Origin of the sequence: Mesorhizobium sp. M1A.F.Ca.IN.020.04.1.1 (genome assembly GCF_003997315.1) — a bacterium.
Classification (GTDB): domain Bacteria; phylum Pseudomonadota; class Alphaproteobacteria; order Rhizobiales; family Rhizobiaceae; genus Mesorhizobium.
On the sequence record NZ_RZSN01000134.1, the window covers coordinates 1 to 16,755 of the forward strand.

At 64.3% G+C, this 16,755-nt stretch carries 16 protein-coding genes and 1 pseudogene; 12 read left to right on the forward strand and 5 right to left on the reverse strand.

The window, feature by feature from the left end:
• The 4 genes and pseudogenes from EOA49_RS23020 to EOA49_RS23035 form a co-directional block, all read left to right on the forward strand.
• Positions 1-657 (forward strand): annotated as a pseudogene (locus tag EOA49_RS23020) (NAD(P)/FAD-dependent oxidoreductase); the annotation flags it as partial.
• Positions 658-894: 237 nt separating this feature from the next.
• A complete protein-coding gene (locus EOA49_RS23025) occupies positions 895-1,524 on the forward strand; it encodes a glutathione S-transferase family protein (protein WP_095801398.1) in 630 nt (209 codons plus the stop codon).
• A 143-nt stretch (positions 1,525-1,667) separates the two neighbouring features.
• A complete protein-coding gene (locus tag EOA49_RS23030) occupies positions 1,668-2,711 on the forward strand; it encodes a hypothetical protein (protein ID WP_127242167.1) in 1,044 nt (347 codons plus the stop codon).
• Positions 2,702-4,258, forward strand: coding sequence for a CoF synthetase (locus EOA49_RS23035; RefSeq protein ID WP_127243365.1), 1,557 nt, complete (start codon positions 2,702-2,704; stop codon positions 4,256-4,258). The genes EOA49_RS23030 and EOA49_RS23035 overlap by 10 nt, the downstream gene beginning before the upstream one ends.
• A 132-nt stretch (positions 4,259-4,390) precedes the next feature.
• Here EOA49_RS23035 and EOA49_RS23040 read toward each other — a convergent pair whose 3' ends face one another.
• Positions 4,391-5,347: an arginine deiminase family protein gene (locus EOA49_RS23040; protein ID WP_127243366.1), complete on the reverse strand. Its 957-nt coding sequence runs from the start codon at positions 5,345-5,347 to the stop codon at positions 4,391-4,393.
• 218 nt (positions 5,348-5,565) lie between these two features.
• On the opposite strand from EOA49_RS23040, the gene EOA49_RS23045 reads away from it, so the two are divergent.
• Positions 5,566-5,793 carry a hypothetical protein gene (locus EOA49_RS23045; protein WP_067322490.1) on the forward strand — a complete coding sequence of 76 codons (228 nt, stop codon included), beginning with the start codon at positions 5,566-5,568 and terminating at the stop codon, positions 5,791-5,793.
• A 48-nt stretch (positions 5,794-5,841) separates the two neighbouring features.
• Here the strand turns inward: EOA49_RS23045 and EOA49_RS23050 are convergent, their stop codons facing one another.
• Positions 5,842-6,849, reverse strand: a complete 1,008-nt coding sequence (locus EOA49_RS23050; RefSeq protein ID WP_127242108.1) for an aldo/keto reductase — start codon at positions 6,847-6,849, stop codon at positions 5,842-5,844.
• Positions 6,850-6,920: 71 nt separating this feature from the next.
• Positions 6,921-7,418 carry an N-acetyltransferase gene (locus tag EOA49_RS23055; protein WP_066998508.1) on the reverse strand — a complete coding sequence of 166 codons (498 nt, stop codon included), beginning with the start codon at positions 7,416-7,418 and terminating at the stop codon, positions 6,921-6,923.
• A gap of 325 nt (positions 7,419-7,743) precedes the next feature.
• Here EOA49_RS23055 and EOA49_RS23060 point away from each other — a divergent pair, with 325 nt between their 5' ends.
• From EOA49_RS23060 to EOA49_RS23090, 7 genes are all read left to right on the forward strand, one after another.
• Positions 7,744-7,968 (forward strand): hypothetical protein, encoded by a 225-nt coding sequence (locus EOA49_RS23060; protein ID WP_067322499.1) that lies wholly within the window; start codon positions 7,744-7,746, stop codon positions 7,966-7,968.
• Positions 7,969-8,207: 239 nt separating this feature from the next.
• Complete coding sequence (ligD, locus tag EOA49_RS23065; RefSeq protein WP_127243367.1) at positions 8,208-10,694, forward strand: DNA ligase D; 2,487 nt, start codon at positions 8,208-8,210, stop codon at positions 10,692-10,694.
• A 291-nt stretch (positions 10,695-10,985) separates the two neighbouring features.
• Complete coding sequence (locus EOA49_RS23070) at positions 10,986-11,897, forward strand: Ku protein (protein ID WP_095801394.1); 912 nt, start codon at positions 10,986-10,988, stop codon at positions 11,895-11,897.
• Between the two features lie 11 nt (positions 11,898-11,908).
• Positions 11,909-13,021, forward strand: coding sequence for a tetratricopeptide repeat protein (locus EOA49_RS23075; protein ID WP_127241964.1), 1,113 nt, complete (start codon positions 11,909-11,911; stop codon positions 13,019-13,021).
• A 33-nt stretch (positions 13,022-13,054) separates the two neighbouring features.
• Entirely contained in the window at positions 13,055-13,705 is a 651-nt protein-coding gene (locus tag EOA49_RS23080; RefSeq protein ID WP_067322510.1) for an alpha/beta family hydrolase, read from the forward strand.
• Positions 13,706-13,874: 169 nt separating this feature from the next.
• Positions 13,875-14,651, forward strand: a complete 777-nt coding sequence (gene xth, locus EOA49_RS23085) for an exodeoxyribonuclease III (protein ID WP_127214362.1) — start codon at positions 13,875-13,877, stop codon at positions 14,649-14,651.
• 162 nt (positions 14,652-14,813) lie between these two features.
• Entirely contained in the window at positions 14,814-16,004 is a 1,191-nt protein-coding gene (locus EOA49_RS23090; RefSeq protein ID WP_127240624.1) for a hypothetical protein, read from the forward strand.
• Between the two features lie 151 nt (positions 16,005-16,155).
• Here EOA49_RS23090 and EOA49_RS32785 read toward each other — a convergent pair whose 3' ends face one another.
• Complete coding sequence (locus EOA49_RS32785) at positions 16,156-16,245, reverse strand: lasso RiPP family leader peptide-containing protein (RefSeq protein WP_164746769.1); 90 nt, start codon at positions 16,243-16,245, stop codon at positions 16,156-16,158.
• A gap of 76 nt (positions 16,246-16,321) precedes the next feature.
• The gene (locus tag EOA49_RS23100) at positions 16,322-16,429 is read right to left on the reverse strand and encodes a hypothetical protein (RefSeq protein WP_095824524.1); all 108 of its coding nucleotides are present in this window, start codon (positions 16,427-16,429) and stop codon (positions 16,322-16,324) included.
• Positions 16,430-16,755: the final 326 nt, after the last annotated feature.

The window sequence follows — 16,755 nt, forward strand, 5'->3', positions numbered from 1 at the left end:
GTGCTGCACAGCGCCGCCTACACCGAGGCCACGCCCTATACGGCCAGGAACGTGCTGGTCGTCGGCATGGGCAACACCGGCGCCGAGATCGCGCTCGACCTTGCCGAGAGCGGCGCGCATCCGACGATCTCGGTGCGCAGGGGCGTCCACATCGTGCCGCGCCAGCTTTTCGGCGTGCCGATCCAGATGGTCGGCATCGCCAGCCGGCCGATGCCGCGGGCGCTGAACGACTGGATGTTCCCGAAAATCCTCGACCTTGCGCTGGGCAGGCTGGAGCGATACGGCATCGTCAGGCCGAAGGAAGGCATCCTCAAGCAGATCGACGCCGGCCGCATTCCCGTCATCGATGTCGGAACTGTAGCAGCGATCAAGGCGGGCAGGATCGGCATTCTCCCCGATATCGTCAGCTTCACCGAGGACGGCGCAACATTCGCCGGCGGGCAGGAGCAAAACTTCGACGCCGTAATCTTCGCCACGGGCTACCGTCCTGGCTATGACGGCATCCTGCCGGCGGAGCTGCGGCCGGGGAAGAGTGGAGTGAATCCACGCGCGACGGCGCTGGGTGTCTACCTCGTCGGCTTCTACAATCCGGTCACCGGCCTGCTGCGCGAGATCGGCATCGAGGCGCAGGCGGTGGCGAGGGATATCGCGGGGTGAGGCGTGGCGGAACTGCCGATCTCCCCCCTTGAGGGGCAGATGGTCGGAAGACCAGAGGGGGTCGCAGCGCCTTACGCGGTCCGCCACGAACACGACGCTGACGATTTACGGGAGACGACCCCCTCTGTCGCCTTCGGCGACATCTCCCCCCTCAAGGGAGGAAATCAAGGCGCATAAATCGGGTAGCGCCCGCGCGCGCCCCATGCGAAGCCAGCCTGGCCAAGGAGGGACGCACCCATGCTCACGCTCTACGATTATCTGCCCTCGCAAAATGCCTGGAAGGTTCGTGTCCTGCTTGGCCTGCTCGGCATCGCTTATGAAACCCGGATCGTCTCGATCTTCGAGGGCGAGAGCCGTACGGAGGCCTTCCTGAAGCTCAATCCGGCCGGCGCCGTTCCCGTGCTCGCCGTGGAGAATGGGGCGGCGATCGCCGAATCCAACGCCATCCTCGCTTGCGTCGCGGAGGGGACGCCCTACCTGCCGGCGGACCGGCTCACGCGCGCCAAGGCCATGCAGTGGCTGTTCTTCGAGCAGTACTATGTCGAGCCGGTCATCGGCTCGCTGCGCTTCTGGTCGCTGACCGGGCGGCTGGACCGCAATCAGCCGATGGTGGCCGGCAAGCGTGAGGCGGGCGCCCGCGCGCTTGGCGCTCTCGAGCGCAGCCTGCAGGACACCCCGTTCCTTGTCGGCGGCTCGCTCACCATCGCCGACATCGCCGTCTATGCCTACGGCCATCGCGCCGAGGATTGCGGCTTTTCGCTTGCCGACTATCCGGCGGTCAGCGCCTGGATCGATCGGGTGAGCGGGACGATCGGCTCAGGCTATCCCGTGCATCCCTACAGCATCGACCCGCATTCGGGCGGTTGATGGGCACGAAACGGGGTGCCGCTTCTCAGGCGCTGCCCCGGAATGATGTAGGGTGTTTCAAAAGTATTCATTAGCCATTTGAACTTACCGTCTCGTATTGTTTGTTTGCTATTGCCTGGTCGAAATTGGCGGAGCGCAATAGCGTGCAGGAAGACGACGCGAAGTCATCGGAACAATGGCGGAAGATTGCCCGCTATGCGGTGAGCTGCCCCAGCCCGCACAACACGCAGCCTTTCCGGCTCCGTATCCTAAACGATCGCGAGGCGGAGATCGTGTTCCTGCCGCGGCGTGGACTTTATGTGGCCGACCCGGAGGGTCGCTTCACTTGGCTCACCGCTGGCATCTTTGCCGAGATATGTTCAATCGCAGCGCATGGCCTGGGCTTCGAGCTCGACTGCGCAACCGACTTCTCTCCGATGTACAAGGGTGGCGACACCCAGACGCCCCAGGTCATATCGAGGCTGACGCTGCGCCCGGCGATCGCGCCGATTGCGGATTTCGATCCCCGGCTGATCCTCGACCGCCACACCTCCCGGCTTCCCTATGACGGTCGCGCGATCCCGCAGACGCTGCTTGGCGAGATGCAGGCCGAAGCCCTTCGAACCGGCCATCGCTTCGAGGCGCGCAACGACGCCGAGGCGATCGACTGGGTGATCGAGCTCAATCGCCAGGCGCTTTTCCACGACATGGAGAACGTGCCCATCCGCAAGGAACTGGTGCGGTGGCTGCGTTTCGGCACGCGCGAGGAAGACATCACCGGCGACGGCCTCTCGGCGCGCTGCCTCGGCTTCTCGGCGTTTCTGCTCAAAAGCTTCTTCACCAGGCCTGGCTTCTGGACCCTGCCCGGCATCAAGAGCCTCGTGGGCCTCATCTACGGCCGCAGCATGAAGGGCGTCGGCACCATCGGCTGGCTGCGCGGTCCTTACGTCACCATGGAGGACTGGTTTCGTGCCGGCACGACCATGTTCCGGCTGTGGCTCATCGTTACTCGCCATGGCTATTACTGGCAGCCTTATGGCTCGGTCATCACCTCAGACGAGGCGCGCACCAACATGATCGGCTATTTCAGGATGCCGGACGAAAAAGGAGGCGCCGACATGGTCTGGCTGCTGCTCCGGCTGGGCAAGAGCCAGCCGCCGCCGCTGAGCTACCGGCTCCCCTACGAGGACATCATCCTATGCGGCTGATCAAGCGGGCGGTACGGCCCTTCTTCCTTGCGCTTGTCGCGCTGGTCAACGTCGTCGAGCGGGCATTCGCGTCTTCGCGGCATGCTTACAAGATATTGCTCATTCCCGGCTTCGAGCGGCTGCGCTGGGGCATCGGCGCGTGGCGCGCCTGGGCGAATTTCTATCATGCCTACAGGCGGGTTCCGGCCTATCGAGACTATATCGACCGGCTCGGCGGCAAGCCCGAGATCATGCTCGATCATGTGACGAAGCCCGACCTCAGTTCGATTCCGGAGATGGACAAGGAATCCTACGTCAAGGAATATCCGCAGGAGGAACGTCTGCTGGATGGCAAGCTGCCGTCGATGGGCGTGATGGTCGACGAGTCCTCCGGCAGCAGTGGCATGCCGACCAGCTGGGTGCGCGGCAAGACCGAGCGGATGATCACCAAGCAGATGATGCAGATGACGTTCCTGCGCATCACCGGCGAGGACGAGACCCTGTTCATCCTCAATGCGTTCGCGCTCGGCGCGTGGGCGACAGGCATGAATGTGGCGATCTCGCTGACCGACACGACAATCCTGAAATCGACGGGGCCGAACCTCGATAAGATCGTCAACACCATAAACGAGTTCGGGCCGCGCTTCCGCTATGTTGTGATGGGCTATCCGCCGTTCCTGAAGACGCTGGTCGACGACCCGCGTTTGGACTGGTCGAAATATACCATCGATGCGGCCTTCGGCGGCGAAGGCGTCTCGGAGAGCCTCCGTGGCTATCTCTTGAAGAAATTCCGGCGTGTGATCGGCAGCTACGGCGCCTCCGATCTTGAGGTCAACCTGGCGCTCGAAAGCGAACTCACCATCAACCTGCGCCGCGCGCTGCTCGGCGACGAGCGGCTGCGCAAGGCCATCGTGCGGACGGAATACGGCGTCACGCCGATGATCTTCCAGTACAATCCGCTGGCCTACTACCTGGAGGAGAACGCCAGGGGCGAATTGGTGGCAACCATTTCTCGGCCTTACAACATCTCGCCCAAGATCCGCTATAACATCCACGATCGCGGCCACGTGCTGCGCTTCAGCGAGTTGAAGCGCATCCTGCGCGAAGCCGGGCATAGCAACATTTTGAAGAACAGCGGCCGTATCCTCGACCTGCCTCTTTTGTTCATCTACGGCCGCTCCGATATGTCGATCGAGTATTACGGAGCCAAGGTCACGCCGGACAGCCTGCGAGAGATCCTGTTCGGCCTCGACGTGCTGGCGCCGGTACTGTCGACTTTTCGCCTCATTTCCTACGAAGACGCCGCGCACAACAAGCGCATGGAGGTGGCGGTCGAACTGGTGGAGGGCGCGACGCTGCCGTTTCCCGCCGAGATGTTGCAGGAGACGGTGTTCGAGAAGCTGGCCGCCATGAACGGCGATTTTCTCAACGCCTGGAAGCGGACGGCCACTGCCGACAACATGCCCGAGCCCAGGGTGTTCGCCTTCAACACCGGACCGTTCGAAGGCGGCCAACGCCGACTCAAGAACGAGTACGTCGCCTCGAACATCAAATACGACAAGCTTTGAGAGCCTGGCAGTCGTCGCCGGGCAGCTGTCTCGGCTGCCGGGTTCGTCGAAGCCGCACAGCGGTTTCATCGGCAAAGGACAAAACAGACGTTGCGAGCCGCGCGATGATTCAAGGTCCGAGCCGCGCCGGCGTCAGCAGTAAAGCGGCCTCGTCAGGCAGTGCACACCGCCGGTGGCCTTGGCGATCTCGGTGCCCTTGACTCGCTCGATGGTCACGCCTGCCGCCTGCTCCAGCGTTGCCTTGAGTTCTGCCGGCATGTCGAACGCGAGGTAGCGGCGGTTGCCCAGCGGCAGGAGGTTGCAGCGTTCATGGGCGATGGCGTCGGCCTTGTCGCAGCGCACGATTGAGCAACCGAGCGCTTCGGCATAGGCGAGCGGATTGACGGGGTTGAGCCGCCGGTTCTCATCGATCAGGAAGCCGGCGCCGAACATGCCCGCGGCGGCCAGGATCACCTTGTTGGGCAGCACGGTGAAGCCGGTGTCGAGATGCAGCAACGCCGGATCGTGCGAGAGGCCGATGATGTAGTCGACATGGTCGGGGATGAGATCGAGCGCAAGTTTGATAGCTGCCGCCTTGGTCGTCCTGACGCCGAAGCCGACGAGCAGCACGCGGCGCCCGTCGAACGTCACCGGAAGGACGTCGCCGCCTTCAAGATATTCGTCGTTCTCCAGATGCGTGAGCGGGGCCATGCCGAGCCGCTTCAGCGCATGGCTGACGATCCCGGCCTCGGCAGCCCGGCTGGGCAGAGCAGGGCGTGCGGGTATGAATTTCGCCGGCGCCCAAGGCAGGGTCACTGAACTGTCGCGCATGAAGATCAGATTGGGGTTGACGGATGACTCGGATCGGTACGGCACGTGATCGCCGAGCACGTCCTCGAGGTAGAGCGTCTCGACATGGTTTGCGACCAACGCGGCGAAGGCATCGTACTCGGCATAGAATTCCTCGACATGCGGCAGGTCGAGGAAGTTCAATTCGACCAGCCGCTCCTGCGACAGTGCCCTCAGCGATGAACCATGCCGCGGATGGTGCATCAGGATGCGTCGCGGCGGGACATGGTACTCGGAAAAATCGTCGACGAGGGCGTGCACGTGAAATCTCTGGTTGCCTCGCGCGGAGGTTAGCGCCGATATCCTCACAAAAAGTTAGATTGGACGCCAGCATGCGGGCGTGTGACTCCCGAGATCACGGCTGAGCCGGAACAGAAGGCCCGGGGAGGGCGTTCGCCCAAGGCAGTGTGCTGGCTTCGTCGACGAACGGCGCCGGCAACTCCGGCCTGCTTTCCAGCAACCGACAATGGAGGCCAGGAATGGTTCGCACCGTCGCTATCGCAATCCTCGCTACCGGCATTGCCAGCCTGCCTGCTGTCGCGGCCGAGGAATGGTGGGTCGCCAGGGACGCCGTTTCGAAACAATGCGAGATCGTGCCGAAGAAGCCCGACGGAACGCTTGTCGTCGATCTGGGCAAGAAGAGATACGCCAGCGAGGCCGAGGCCAAGAAGGCGATGGCGGCGCTGGCGGATTGCAATAAGCAGTAGGATCGACCGAGTTGATCTCCCCCTCGAGGAGGGAGATTAGCTGAATGCCTACCGATCCACCATCGACATCGTCCGCTCGTTATAGCGCGGCCCCGATACCTTCTCAGGCGTCAGCGCCATGTCGAGCCCCAGCATCTCGGTGGCGTCGAGCTTGATGTCGGCGGCGGCGACATTCTCCTCCAGATAGGTCCGTCGCTTGGTGCCGGGGATCGGCACGATGTCGATGCCGAATTCCGGCCCCTTGGCCAGCAGCCAGGCGAGCGCCACCTGGCCGGGCTTGACCCCCTTGGCGACGGCGATCTCGCGGACCGTGGCGGCCGCGGCGACATTGGCGTCGAAATTCTCACCCTGATAGCGCGGGTCGCCGCGCCGGAAATCGCCTTCGGGATAGTCTTCCGCCCGCTTCACGTCGCCGGCGAGGAAACCGCGGCCGAGCGGTGCGAACGGCACCAGCCCGATGCCCAGTTCCGCAAGCGCCGGGATGATCTCGGGCTCGAGATTGCGCTCCCACAGCGAATATTCGCTTTGTAGCGCCGAGACCGGGTGCACGGCATGGGCGCGGCGGATGTTGGAAACCCCCGCCTCCGACAGGCCGAAGAAGCGCACCTTGCCCTCCGCCACCAGCTCGCCTACCGCGCCCGCGACATCCTCCATCGGCACATCAGGGTCGACGCGGTGCTGGTAGAGCAGGTCGATGCGGTCGGTCGCGAGCCGCGTGAGCGAAGCCTCGACCACCTCGCGGATATGCTCCGGCCGGCTGTCGCGCCCGGTGCCATCCTGCTTGCCGTCGACGATGCGGAAGCCGAATTTTGTCGCGATCGTCACCTCGTCGCGCCGGCCCTTCAGCGCGCGTCCAAGCAGCTCCTCGTTGATGAAAGGCCCGTAGACCTCGGCCGTGTCGAGGAAGGTGCAGCCAAGCTCGATCGCCCGGTGGATCGTCGCGATCGACTCCGCTTCGTCGGCCGGGCCGTAGGATTGGCTCATGCCCATGCAGCCGAGGCCGATGGCCGACACGACGAGCCCCTGGCTGCCGAGTTTCTGCTTGCCGAGGCTCATTCATCTGTCTCCGATAAGAAATTAGCGCCCGCGAAATTATAATGCCGGGACGCGATGCGTCCAGCGCGGCCTCAAGCCATCGGCAGCATTCGGCGCATGATCAGCGAGGCATGGCCGCCGACGCCATGTGCGGCCGGCCGGCGCTCGACCACCTCGAAGCCGTGCTTGCGGTAGAAGGCGATCGCCCGCTCATTGCCCTCGATCACCTCCAGGGCGATGCTTGGAATGCCGGCATGGGCCGCAAGCACCGCGTGCAAGAGGTCGACGGCGAGGCCGCTGCCGAACTCTTCCGGCTCGATATGCAGCCGGTCGAGCATGACATCGCCCCTCTCGTCCATCGCTGCCATCGCATAGCCGGCGATCGAGCCGTCGGTCCGCTCGGCCACGAACGACATCTTGTTGTCGTCGGCGAGCTCTTCGGCGAGCTTGTCGGGCGCATGTTTTTCGTCGGAGAGCCGGGCCACGGTTTCCTCACCCATGATCGGCGAATAGGTCCGCCGCCAGGATCCTCCCAGCAGCCGCGAGACGGCTGGCAGATCGTTCTTCGTCATCGCCCGGATGTGAGACATGTGCTTCCCTCGTTGCACTCCAAGATAGGGCGCGGCGCTGGCGACAGCCAATCTTCCCCTTGTTGTGGCGGAGATGCCGGCAGAGCAGAGGGGGCGCTGTCCCGCCGACGCATCGTAGTTTCTTGTTGGAAGATCGATAGCAACAAAGCGGCGGCCCTTATTGGCTCAAACGCCTCGGTCCTTCCGGTGCCTCTCTTGTCTGGCCTGCCGGCCGTCTCGCCCGCTTGACGGGAGCTTGGCGCTCCGTCGCCCCGCCAAATTGACTCGCCCCCCGCTCTCATTCATCCTTAGAGACTGTTCAGCGCCAGCGTCTACAGAGTGAGCCATGGCCAGTCCCGTCGCCAGAGAAAAGTCCCGCCGCGCCGCGGTGAAGAAGGCGCTCGACCGCCACAAGGTCTACGTCACTGCGCAGAGCTTTTCCGGCGGCACCTACAGCGCCCGCGTGCTGGTCGACGGCGAGGCCTATTGGGTCGACGAATTCCGGCTGAGCCAGCTGCGGCAGGGTCTGACGCCGGCCGAGCTGGAATTGACGCCGGCAACCGACGATTGAGTGGAGTGCCTTCGTCATCCCAGGGCGGAGCAGGAGCGAAGCGACGTCGCGGAGACCCTGGGATCCATGCCGTGACCTGGACGCGTCACGACGGTCCAAGTTCTGCTCGGCTGCACTCGGCGGTAAAGGTCACGGCATGGATCCTCGGGTCAAGTCCGAGGATGACGACCGCGCGGGCTCGGGGGCGCGAAGGATCGCGGCCCTTGCCACTGTCGGCTACGCGCTTCGGCACTTAACCCATGCCAGCTCCCCAACTCAAAACCTACCGCGCCAAGCGCGAATTCTCCCGCACCCCAGAACCGGCGGGCGGCACGGCAGGCGAAAGCGGCAATCGCTTCGTCATCCACAAGCACCACGCCACCGCCGATCACTACGATCTGCGCCTCGAAGTCGGCGGCGTGCTGAAGAGCTGGGCGGTGCCGCGCGGGCCCTCGCTCAATCCGGCCGACAAGCGCCTCGCGGTCGAGACCGAGGATCATCCGATCGAATATATCGACTTCGAGGGCGTCATCCCCGAGGGCGAGTATGGCGGCGGGCCGATGATCGTCTGGGACACCGGCACCTGGGCGCCGATGGAGGATGTCGAAAAGAGCCTGCGCACCGGCGCCTTCAAGTTCCGCCTCGCCGGCCAGAAGCTCAATGGCGGCTGGATGCTGACCCGGCTGAAGCCCAAGCCCGGCGAGGACGAGAACAAGAAGAACTGGCTGCTTTTCAAGGAGCGCGATCTCGCCTCCGACTCCGAGCTCGACATTCTCGAAGCGCGGCCGGAAAGCGTCAAGTCGGGCCGGCGCATCGAGGAACTGGCGGCGCCGCCGAAGAAGCCGCAGCGCCTGCCGCCGAAACCTGGCTCGCTGAAACCCGGCGCGCTGCCCGGCGCGGTCAAGGCAGACCCGCCAAGCCGCATCGAGCCGCAGCTCGCCGCGCAGGTAAGCGAGCCGCCCGGTGGCGAGGACACCGGCACGCTCTGGCTGCACGAGATCAAATTCGACGGCTACCGCACCATGGCGCATGTCGTGGACGGGAATGTGCGGCTGATCACCCGCGGCGGCCTCGACTGGACCAAGCGCTACGGCGACCTGCCGCAGGCTTTTTCGCGGCTGCCGGCCAGCCGGGCGATCATCGACGGCGAGATCATGGTGCTGGACGACAAGGGCATCTCGCGCTTCGCGCTGCTGCAGGACGCGCTGGCCCAGGGCGCCGGCTCGAAGCTGCATTTCTACGCCTTCGATCTCCTGCATCTCGATGGCTGGGACCTGCGCAGGGCGCCGCTGCAGAAGCGTAAGGCGCTGCTTGCCGAACTGCTCGCCGGCCAGGCGGCAAACTCCGCCATCCAGTACAGCGACCACGTCGAGGGCGATGGGCGCGGGCTTTACGACCAGGCCTCGGACCTTGGGCTGGAAGGCGTCGTCTCCAAGCGCGCCGATGCCATCTACATGAGCGGCCGCACCAAGAGCTGGACCAAAGCCAAGGCGCAAAAGACGGATGACTTCGTCATCGCCGGCTACACCGTCTCCGACCGGGCGGAAGGGCTTGCGGCGCTCGGCATGGCCGAGTTCGTCGACGGCGAATTGCACTATCGCGGCAAGGTCGGCACCGGCTTCGACCGCGACATGGCGACCGACCTGCTGACCCGGCTGGAGCGGCTGACCGCCGGCGCCACGCCGCCCGAAGGCGTGCCGCGCGAGATCATGCGCGAGATGCATTGGGTGAAGCCGCTGCTGTCAGCACGCGTCCGTTATTCGAACCGCACCGCCGACAATGCGATCCGCCACGGCGTCTTCCGCGGCCTGCGCGATGTCGGCGGCCTGACCACGCCGGTTGCGGTCAAGCGCAAGCGGCTGATCGCCGAGTCCGACCTCGCCACCATCTGGGTCACCAATCCGGAGCGGCGGTTGTTCGGCAAGACCGGGCCGACCAAGCTCGACATTGCCGTCTATTACGCGCTGGTAGGCGATTTCATGCTGCCGCACATCATCGGCCGCCCGGTGTCGCTGGTGCGCTGCCCGACGGGGCGGCCGCAGGACTGCTTCTTCCAACGCCACGCCTTCACCGGCATGCCGCCTTCGGTGGCGGTGTTCGAGAGCATCAGTTCGGAAGGCGAGCCCAAGACCTACCTCTCGGTCGAGGACGCCAAGGGCTATCTGGCACTGGCGCAGTTTGGCGTCGTCGAGTTCCACACTTGGGGCACGCACCGCACCAAGCTCGACAAGCCCGACCAGATCGTCTTCGACCTCGACCCGGGCGAGGGGATTTCCTGGCGCGAGGTGGTCGAGGCGGCCGTCCACATCAAGGGCGGACTGGAGAGCCTCGGCCTGGTGCCGTTTGCAAAGACGTCCGGCGGCAAGGGCATCCACATCACAGTGCCGGTGACGCGCAAGCAGAACTGGAAGAAACTGCACCAGGCCTCGAGCACCATTTCCACTTTGCTCGCGGCAAGCGCGCCCGACACTTTCGTCACCGTCATGGGCAAGGAAAACCGCAAGAAGCGCATTTTCATCGACTTCCACCGCAACGCCCGCGGCCACACCTCCGCCGCTCCCTATTCGCTGCGCGCCCGCACCAACCTGCCGGCATCGACCCCGATGAGTTGGACCGATCTGGAGGCTATCGACGCGCCCGAGGATCTGAACTACGCCTCGCTGCCGGGACTGTTGGAGACCTCGGGCGATCCCTGGGCGGAGATCGACGAGGCCGCCAGGGATTTGCCGGTGGTTGAGGGAAAGTAAACCGCAGGCGTTGGCGATCCGTCACACCCCCCTCTGTCCTGCCAGCGTTCGGTTTCCATCTCCATCGACGCTTCCTACAATTTGAATTATCCTCCGCGCCAACCGGCCCAAGAACACTTCGTCAGCAATTTGCATGTACCATCAAGGGTCGGTGTAGCATTTCCGGAGCGCCAACCGTCCTTCGGACGAAGCGCCGGAGCATGATCCCGAAAAGTGGGAAACCGGTTTTCGGCAAAGATCAGGCTTCCAAAAAAGTAAAACTGTCAGTGCATGGCCGCGTAGGAGTTCATCATGGCGCCCAGGGCAAGTTGGAAAGGTTACCTCAAGCTCAGCCTCGTCAGCTGTCCGGTCCGGCTTTATCCGGCCACCAGCGCGAGCGAGCGCATCTCGTTCAACCAGCTGCACAAGAAGACCCACAACCGCATCAACATGAAGCCGGTCGACCCCGAACTCGGCCTGGTCGAACGCTCGGACCTGGTCCGGGGCTACGAGTATGAGGACAAGCAGTACATCATCATCGATGATGCCGATCTCGACGCGGTCCGGATCGAATCCAACCACACGATGAACATCGAGGCCTTCGTCGACGAGAATGAGGTCGACGTCATCTATCAGGACTCGCCCTATTACCTTGCCCCGGACGGCGCCATGGCCGAGGAGACCTTCGCGGTGCTGCGCGAAGCGATGCGCAGATCCGGCAAGCTGGCGATCGCCCGCCTGGTCCTTTCCAGCCGCGAGCGCGTGGTGACGATCGGCCCGCGCGAGAACGGCATGTTCGTCTGCACCTTGAGGAACCCCAACGAAGTGCGCGGCACGGCTGAATATTTCGGCAACATCCCGGCCGGCACGCCGGATCCGGAAATGCTCGATCTCGCCCAGGCGCTGATCAAGCAGAAGGAAACTCATTTCGATCCGAAGAATTACGAGGATCGCTACGAAGTGGCGCTGATGGGGATGATCCGCGAGAAGCTCAAAGGCCACAAGCCGATCATCGCGGCGGCGCCCGAACGCGGCAATGTCATCAACCTTATGGATGCGCTGAAAGCGAGCCTGTCGCAGTCGGCCAAGCCGCCGGCCAAGTCGAAGAGCAAGGCCGAGGAGGCGCCGGCCAAGCCCGCCAAGAAGGCGGCCGCCGCCGGCGGCGCGCCTGAGAACCCGCTGAAAGCGAACCTGTTGAAAGCCGCCGGCAAGAGCAAGAAGTGACGGGAGGGCCGGTGATCCTCCCCGGCGCCGTGTTCGGCGCCGTCGGCCCGCTGGCCGCGTTTCCGCTCAGGCTCGCCGCGCGCGAGGTCGAGCGCCGCCATGCCGAGTTGAGGCGCGGCGTCACCCGTCGCACCACCCACGTCGTGTTCGGCCGCACGCTGCTGGCCAAGGCGGCCACGGCAAGAACGGGCGATGGCGACATCGAGCGCCGCGTGCAGGCCGAGCGCGAAGCCGGGCGCGAATTGGTCAGCGAAAACGGCTTCCTGCGCTTGCTCGGCTTGTTGATGGCGCCTCAGGCGTCGTCGCTGTCCCGGCAGTCGCTGATCGACCAGTCGCGGCTTGCCGCCAGCGATCTCGACATGCTGTCGCTGTTCGACGCCTTCGAACATGACGGCGAACCCTATTCCTTCCGCGACCTGATCCTGGCCAGAAAATATGCCGGGTTGATCGCCAGCGGCGCGACATGGGGCGCGATCGCGCGCTCGGTGCATCGCTCCGGCCCGGTCGCCTCGCTCACCGCCAAGTCGCTCAATCTCGGTTCGCAGCATGGCCGGCCGGACGCGATCTATCTCGACGAGGGCCGCAGCGAGCTCGACGGCCAGCTTCTCTTCGACCTCGGCTCACCGGAAGACGACACGCTGGAGGAGCTGTTCGCCGAGGCGGAAGCCGCGGAAGAGGAGGGGCGGCACGACGAGGCCGCAGCGCTCTACCAGCGCTGCATGGCGATCGATCCAAAAGATGCCATCGCCGCCTTCAACCGCGCCAACTGCCTGCGCGGCGCCGGCCGCGCAGCGGAAGCCGCGCATGATTATGCCCGCGCGATAAAGCTCGATCCCGGCTTCGTCGAAGCCTGGTTCAACCTCGCCGGCTTGGTGGGCGACGAAGGCAAGGTCGCGTCGGCGCGGCGGCACCTGCAGAAGGCGATGGCGCTCGACAAGGCCTATGCCGACCCGGTGTTCAACCTGGCCCGGCTTGAGTTCGACGCCGGCAATCTGGCCGAAGCCCGCCGGCTGTGGGCGCGCTATCTGGAGCTCGACGCGGAGTCCGAATGGGCAAGACTGGCGCAGAAGGGGATCCAGTTCGTGGATTTGCACATGGCCGGTGAGCGAGATGTTCGGGCCTGAGACGGAGTGCGGCCTTGCCAGGAAGCCCGCCCGATGACCTACTTCCTCTTCGACGGCCCCGACTCCGCCCCTGTCACCGTCCTGCTCGCGCATGGCGCCGGTGCGGCGATGGACTCGGCCTCAATGGCCGTGACAGCGAAGGCTCTCGCCACCGCCGGTTTCCGCGTCGCGCGCTTCGAGTTCCACTACATGGCTGCGCGCCGTTTTGGCCATCGCAAGCCGCCGCCGCGCGCCGAGACGGTGAACCCGGAATATGTCAAGGCGATCGGCGATCTGCGCGCCAAAGGCTTGACCGGCAAGCTCATCATTGGCGGCAAGTCGATGGGCGGGCGCGTCGCCTCGATGGTCGCCGACGAGATGTTTGCCAAGGGCGAGATCGCTGGCCTGGTTTGTCTGGGCTACCCCTTCCATCCGCCGGGAAAGCCGGAGCAACTGCGGACAAAACATCTCACCGACCTGAAGACCCCGACGCTGATCTTCCAGGGCACGCGCGACGAGTTCGGCACCAGGGACGAGGTCGCGACCTACGGGCTGTCAGCGGCAATAGAGGTGGTCTGGCTGGAGGACGGCGACCACGATCTCAAGCCCCGCAAGGCGGTGTCGGGTTTTTCGGTGGCGGATCACCTGAAGACGGTGGCGGAGACGATAAAAGCTCGGATGGCGCCTCTCGCTTCGTCATCCTAGGGCGAAGCAAGGAGCGAAGCGACGCGGCGCAGACCCTAGGATCCATGCCGTGACGCTAAGGCATTGCAACGGCTCAGAATTTTGCCCCCGCAGAGTTCCACGGCGATGGTCACGGCATGGATCCTCGGGTCAAGCCCGAGGATGACGAATGAAGAGGCGTCTTCGGCAAATGAAACTCGCCACCTTCAACATCAACAACATCAACAGCCGGCTGGAAAACCTCTTGGCTTGGCTCGTCAAAGCCAAGCCCGACGTCGTCTGCCTGCAGGAACTGAAATCCCGCGACACGCAGTTTCCGCTGACCCGGCTGGCGAAGGCCGGTTATGGCGCGGTGTGGAAGGGGGAGCCGACCTGGAACGGCGTCGCCATCCTGGCTCGCGGCGCCGAGCCGGTGCTGACACGCGACGCGCTGCCCGGCGACGATGCCGACCGCCAGGCGCGCTACATCGAGGCGGCGGTCAACGGCATCGTGATTGCCTGCCTCTACGCGCCGAACGGCAATCCGCAGCCCGGGCCGAAATTCACCTACAAGCTCGCCTGGCACCAGCGCTTCGCGGCGCATGCGAGCGAATTGTTCGACACCGGCCTGCCGGTGGTGCTTGCCGGCGACTTCAACATTGTGCCCGAGCCGCGCGACATCTACGCCACCCGCTCCTATGACGACAACGCGCTGGTGCAGCCTGAAAGCCGCGCCGCCTTTGCGGCGCTGATCGATCAGGGCTGGACGGATGCGCTGCGCAAGGTCTTTCCGAAGGAGGAGAAGCTCTACACGTTCTGGGACTACCGCCGGAACCGCTGGCCGCGCGACGCCGGCTTACGGCTCGACCACATTCTGTTGTCGAAGAAGCTGGTGCGGAAGCTGAAAGGAGCGGGCATCGATCGGGAGGTGCGTGCCGAGGAAAATGCCAGCGACCATGCGCCGGTGTGGGTGGAGTTGGCGACCTGACCTTCTTCCACAACAAAGGGAGAAGATTACGTCAGCGCTGCCCCTCGCAAATAATGGCTGTGCAGCAACGACGGCTCGCGTTAGCTTTCGCAGGACTACGAGGGGACGCGGACCTTATGCTTTTCAGCTTGAGTATTTTTCTCCAGCCAACGCTCTCCCGCCGTGGCTGACAACGCCCTCGTTCTCTTCATCTCCGTCCTTGTCATCGCCGGCGCCATTGCCCTCATCGCGCTCGCTTTGCGCCGGCGGCGCAAGCGCCGCAGGGCGCGCGGCAGTGCCAATCCGGCCGGCGACTATGCACCCCGCACCGCCTGGGGTCCGACATCCGGCAAGCTGAACTTCTCATCCTTCGTCTTCATGGATGTCGACGGCGATGGAACCTATGGTCAGGCCGACCGCCCGATTGCCGGCATCGTGGTGCGGCTGTTCGACGAGTCCGGCCGCTTCATCGTCGCGGCGCAAAGCAACGCTGCCGGTTTTGCCAACTTCCCGATGTCGTCGAAGCGGCGCAGCGCCGTGATCCGCTCGCCTGGAACCTTTCGCTTTTCAGTCTCCGTGCCGCCCGGCTGGCGCGCCAGCGGCGCCAACGAGAACCAGTCTGTGCGCGTGACGGATGCGCCCGGCTCGCTTGTCGGTTTGGCCGGAGAGGGCCTGCCAAGGCCCGTCGGCCTTACCCCTGCGCGCATGGTGAGCGGCAGGACGCCGGCCGCGGCCACCGCAACCCTATCCGTGATGGGCAACGGCCAGCTGCTCGAAAGCCACCCGCTCGGCGCGGCCACCACCTTCGGCTTCCCGCTCGCCGCCGAGGCCGATCAGGTCGCGATCGCCGGCGGCGGGTTCGACCGGCGCCTCGCGCTGTCGGCCTATCCGGCCGACCTCGGCTTGCTTGCGTCCGGGGCGCTTGAGCCCGACGCGGCGCTCAGCACCATCGGCTTCGACGACATCACCACGCGCGGCCTGAGCAAGATTCCTTCCGGGTACGCCGGGCTCGACTGGTACAATCTCAACGCCATGTCGCGTGACCACACCAGGAACAGCGAAGGCTACGTCAACGGCAACGTCTCGGGCGCCTATATCGCCTATACCAGCAGCGGCCATCCGGCAGAGTTCGGCCGTGCGGCGCCTTTCGGCTTCCATTCGGTGATGCTGAGCGCCGCATGGCTGCGCTCGGAAGGGGAGAGCGCGCTGGTCGAAAGCTGGCTGGGGGACGAGTTGATCGCGCGCGACGAGGTCACGCTGTCGGCGCTGGCGCCGGTTCAATACGCGCCGATGCTGAAGGCGGTGACGCGCGTGCGTCTGTCGACCAAACATCACTGGCAGATGGTGTTGGATGATCTCGTGCTGGCGCTCTGATGCATGTCGCCGAAGCGCGGCGGCTTACGAATGGGATATGTCAAAGACGAACTATGTCGCCCAGACGATGCCGCAGCTTCGGGAGAAGAAGTGCATTAAAACAAGGAATTGCAGCGCGTTGCCTGAATTTCGGTGCAACGCGCTGTAATGGTCAGAAGGTGAGCGAAGTGGCGCCGTTGGCGGTGACTGCCGAAAGCCTGCCCTTCTTGACCAGCCTTGGTTTCTCATAGGTTTTCTTCATGGCCGGTTCCGCGAATTTCCTGGATCGCAAGAAGGAGCCAGGGTCGGCAGGCATCAACAGCAGATTGTCCGGCAGATCAGCTCGCCGGGCCGCCGCCATTGATAACAGTAGAAGGACCGCCGGCGACAATTGTCGAAAGCTTGCCTTTGCGGACCAACACAGGCTTCTCGTAAATCTTCTTCATGCTGTGGCTCTCCTGAAAATCCCGGGCGGATAATGTCATAAGAGCGTTTGCTGTCAACCAGCGCGGGTAGTCGAGCTTGTTATTCTTGGGGAGTGTGGCTTTCTGCTCACGGGCCGCTTGTTTATGGAGCGAAAGACATCACGCTTCGGTTCTGAGCATCGGGATATTGGCCGGCCGGCTGAGTAAAGCCGAAATTCGGCCGGCGGCGGGATTGAAGAAGTCACGCCGCGCCAAAGCACGTTTACCTTTCTTCGTGTGATGTCTTGCACTTAGCCCCGGCGAAAAGCTCGGCTAGAATGGCCGATGCGCCTTCCGCCAGTTGGAGT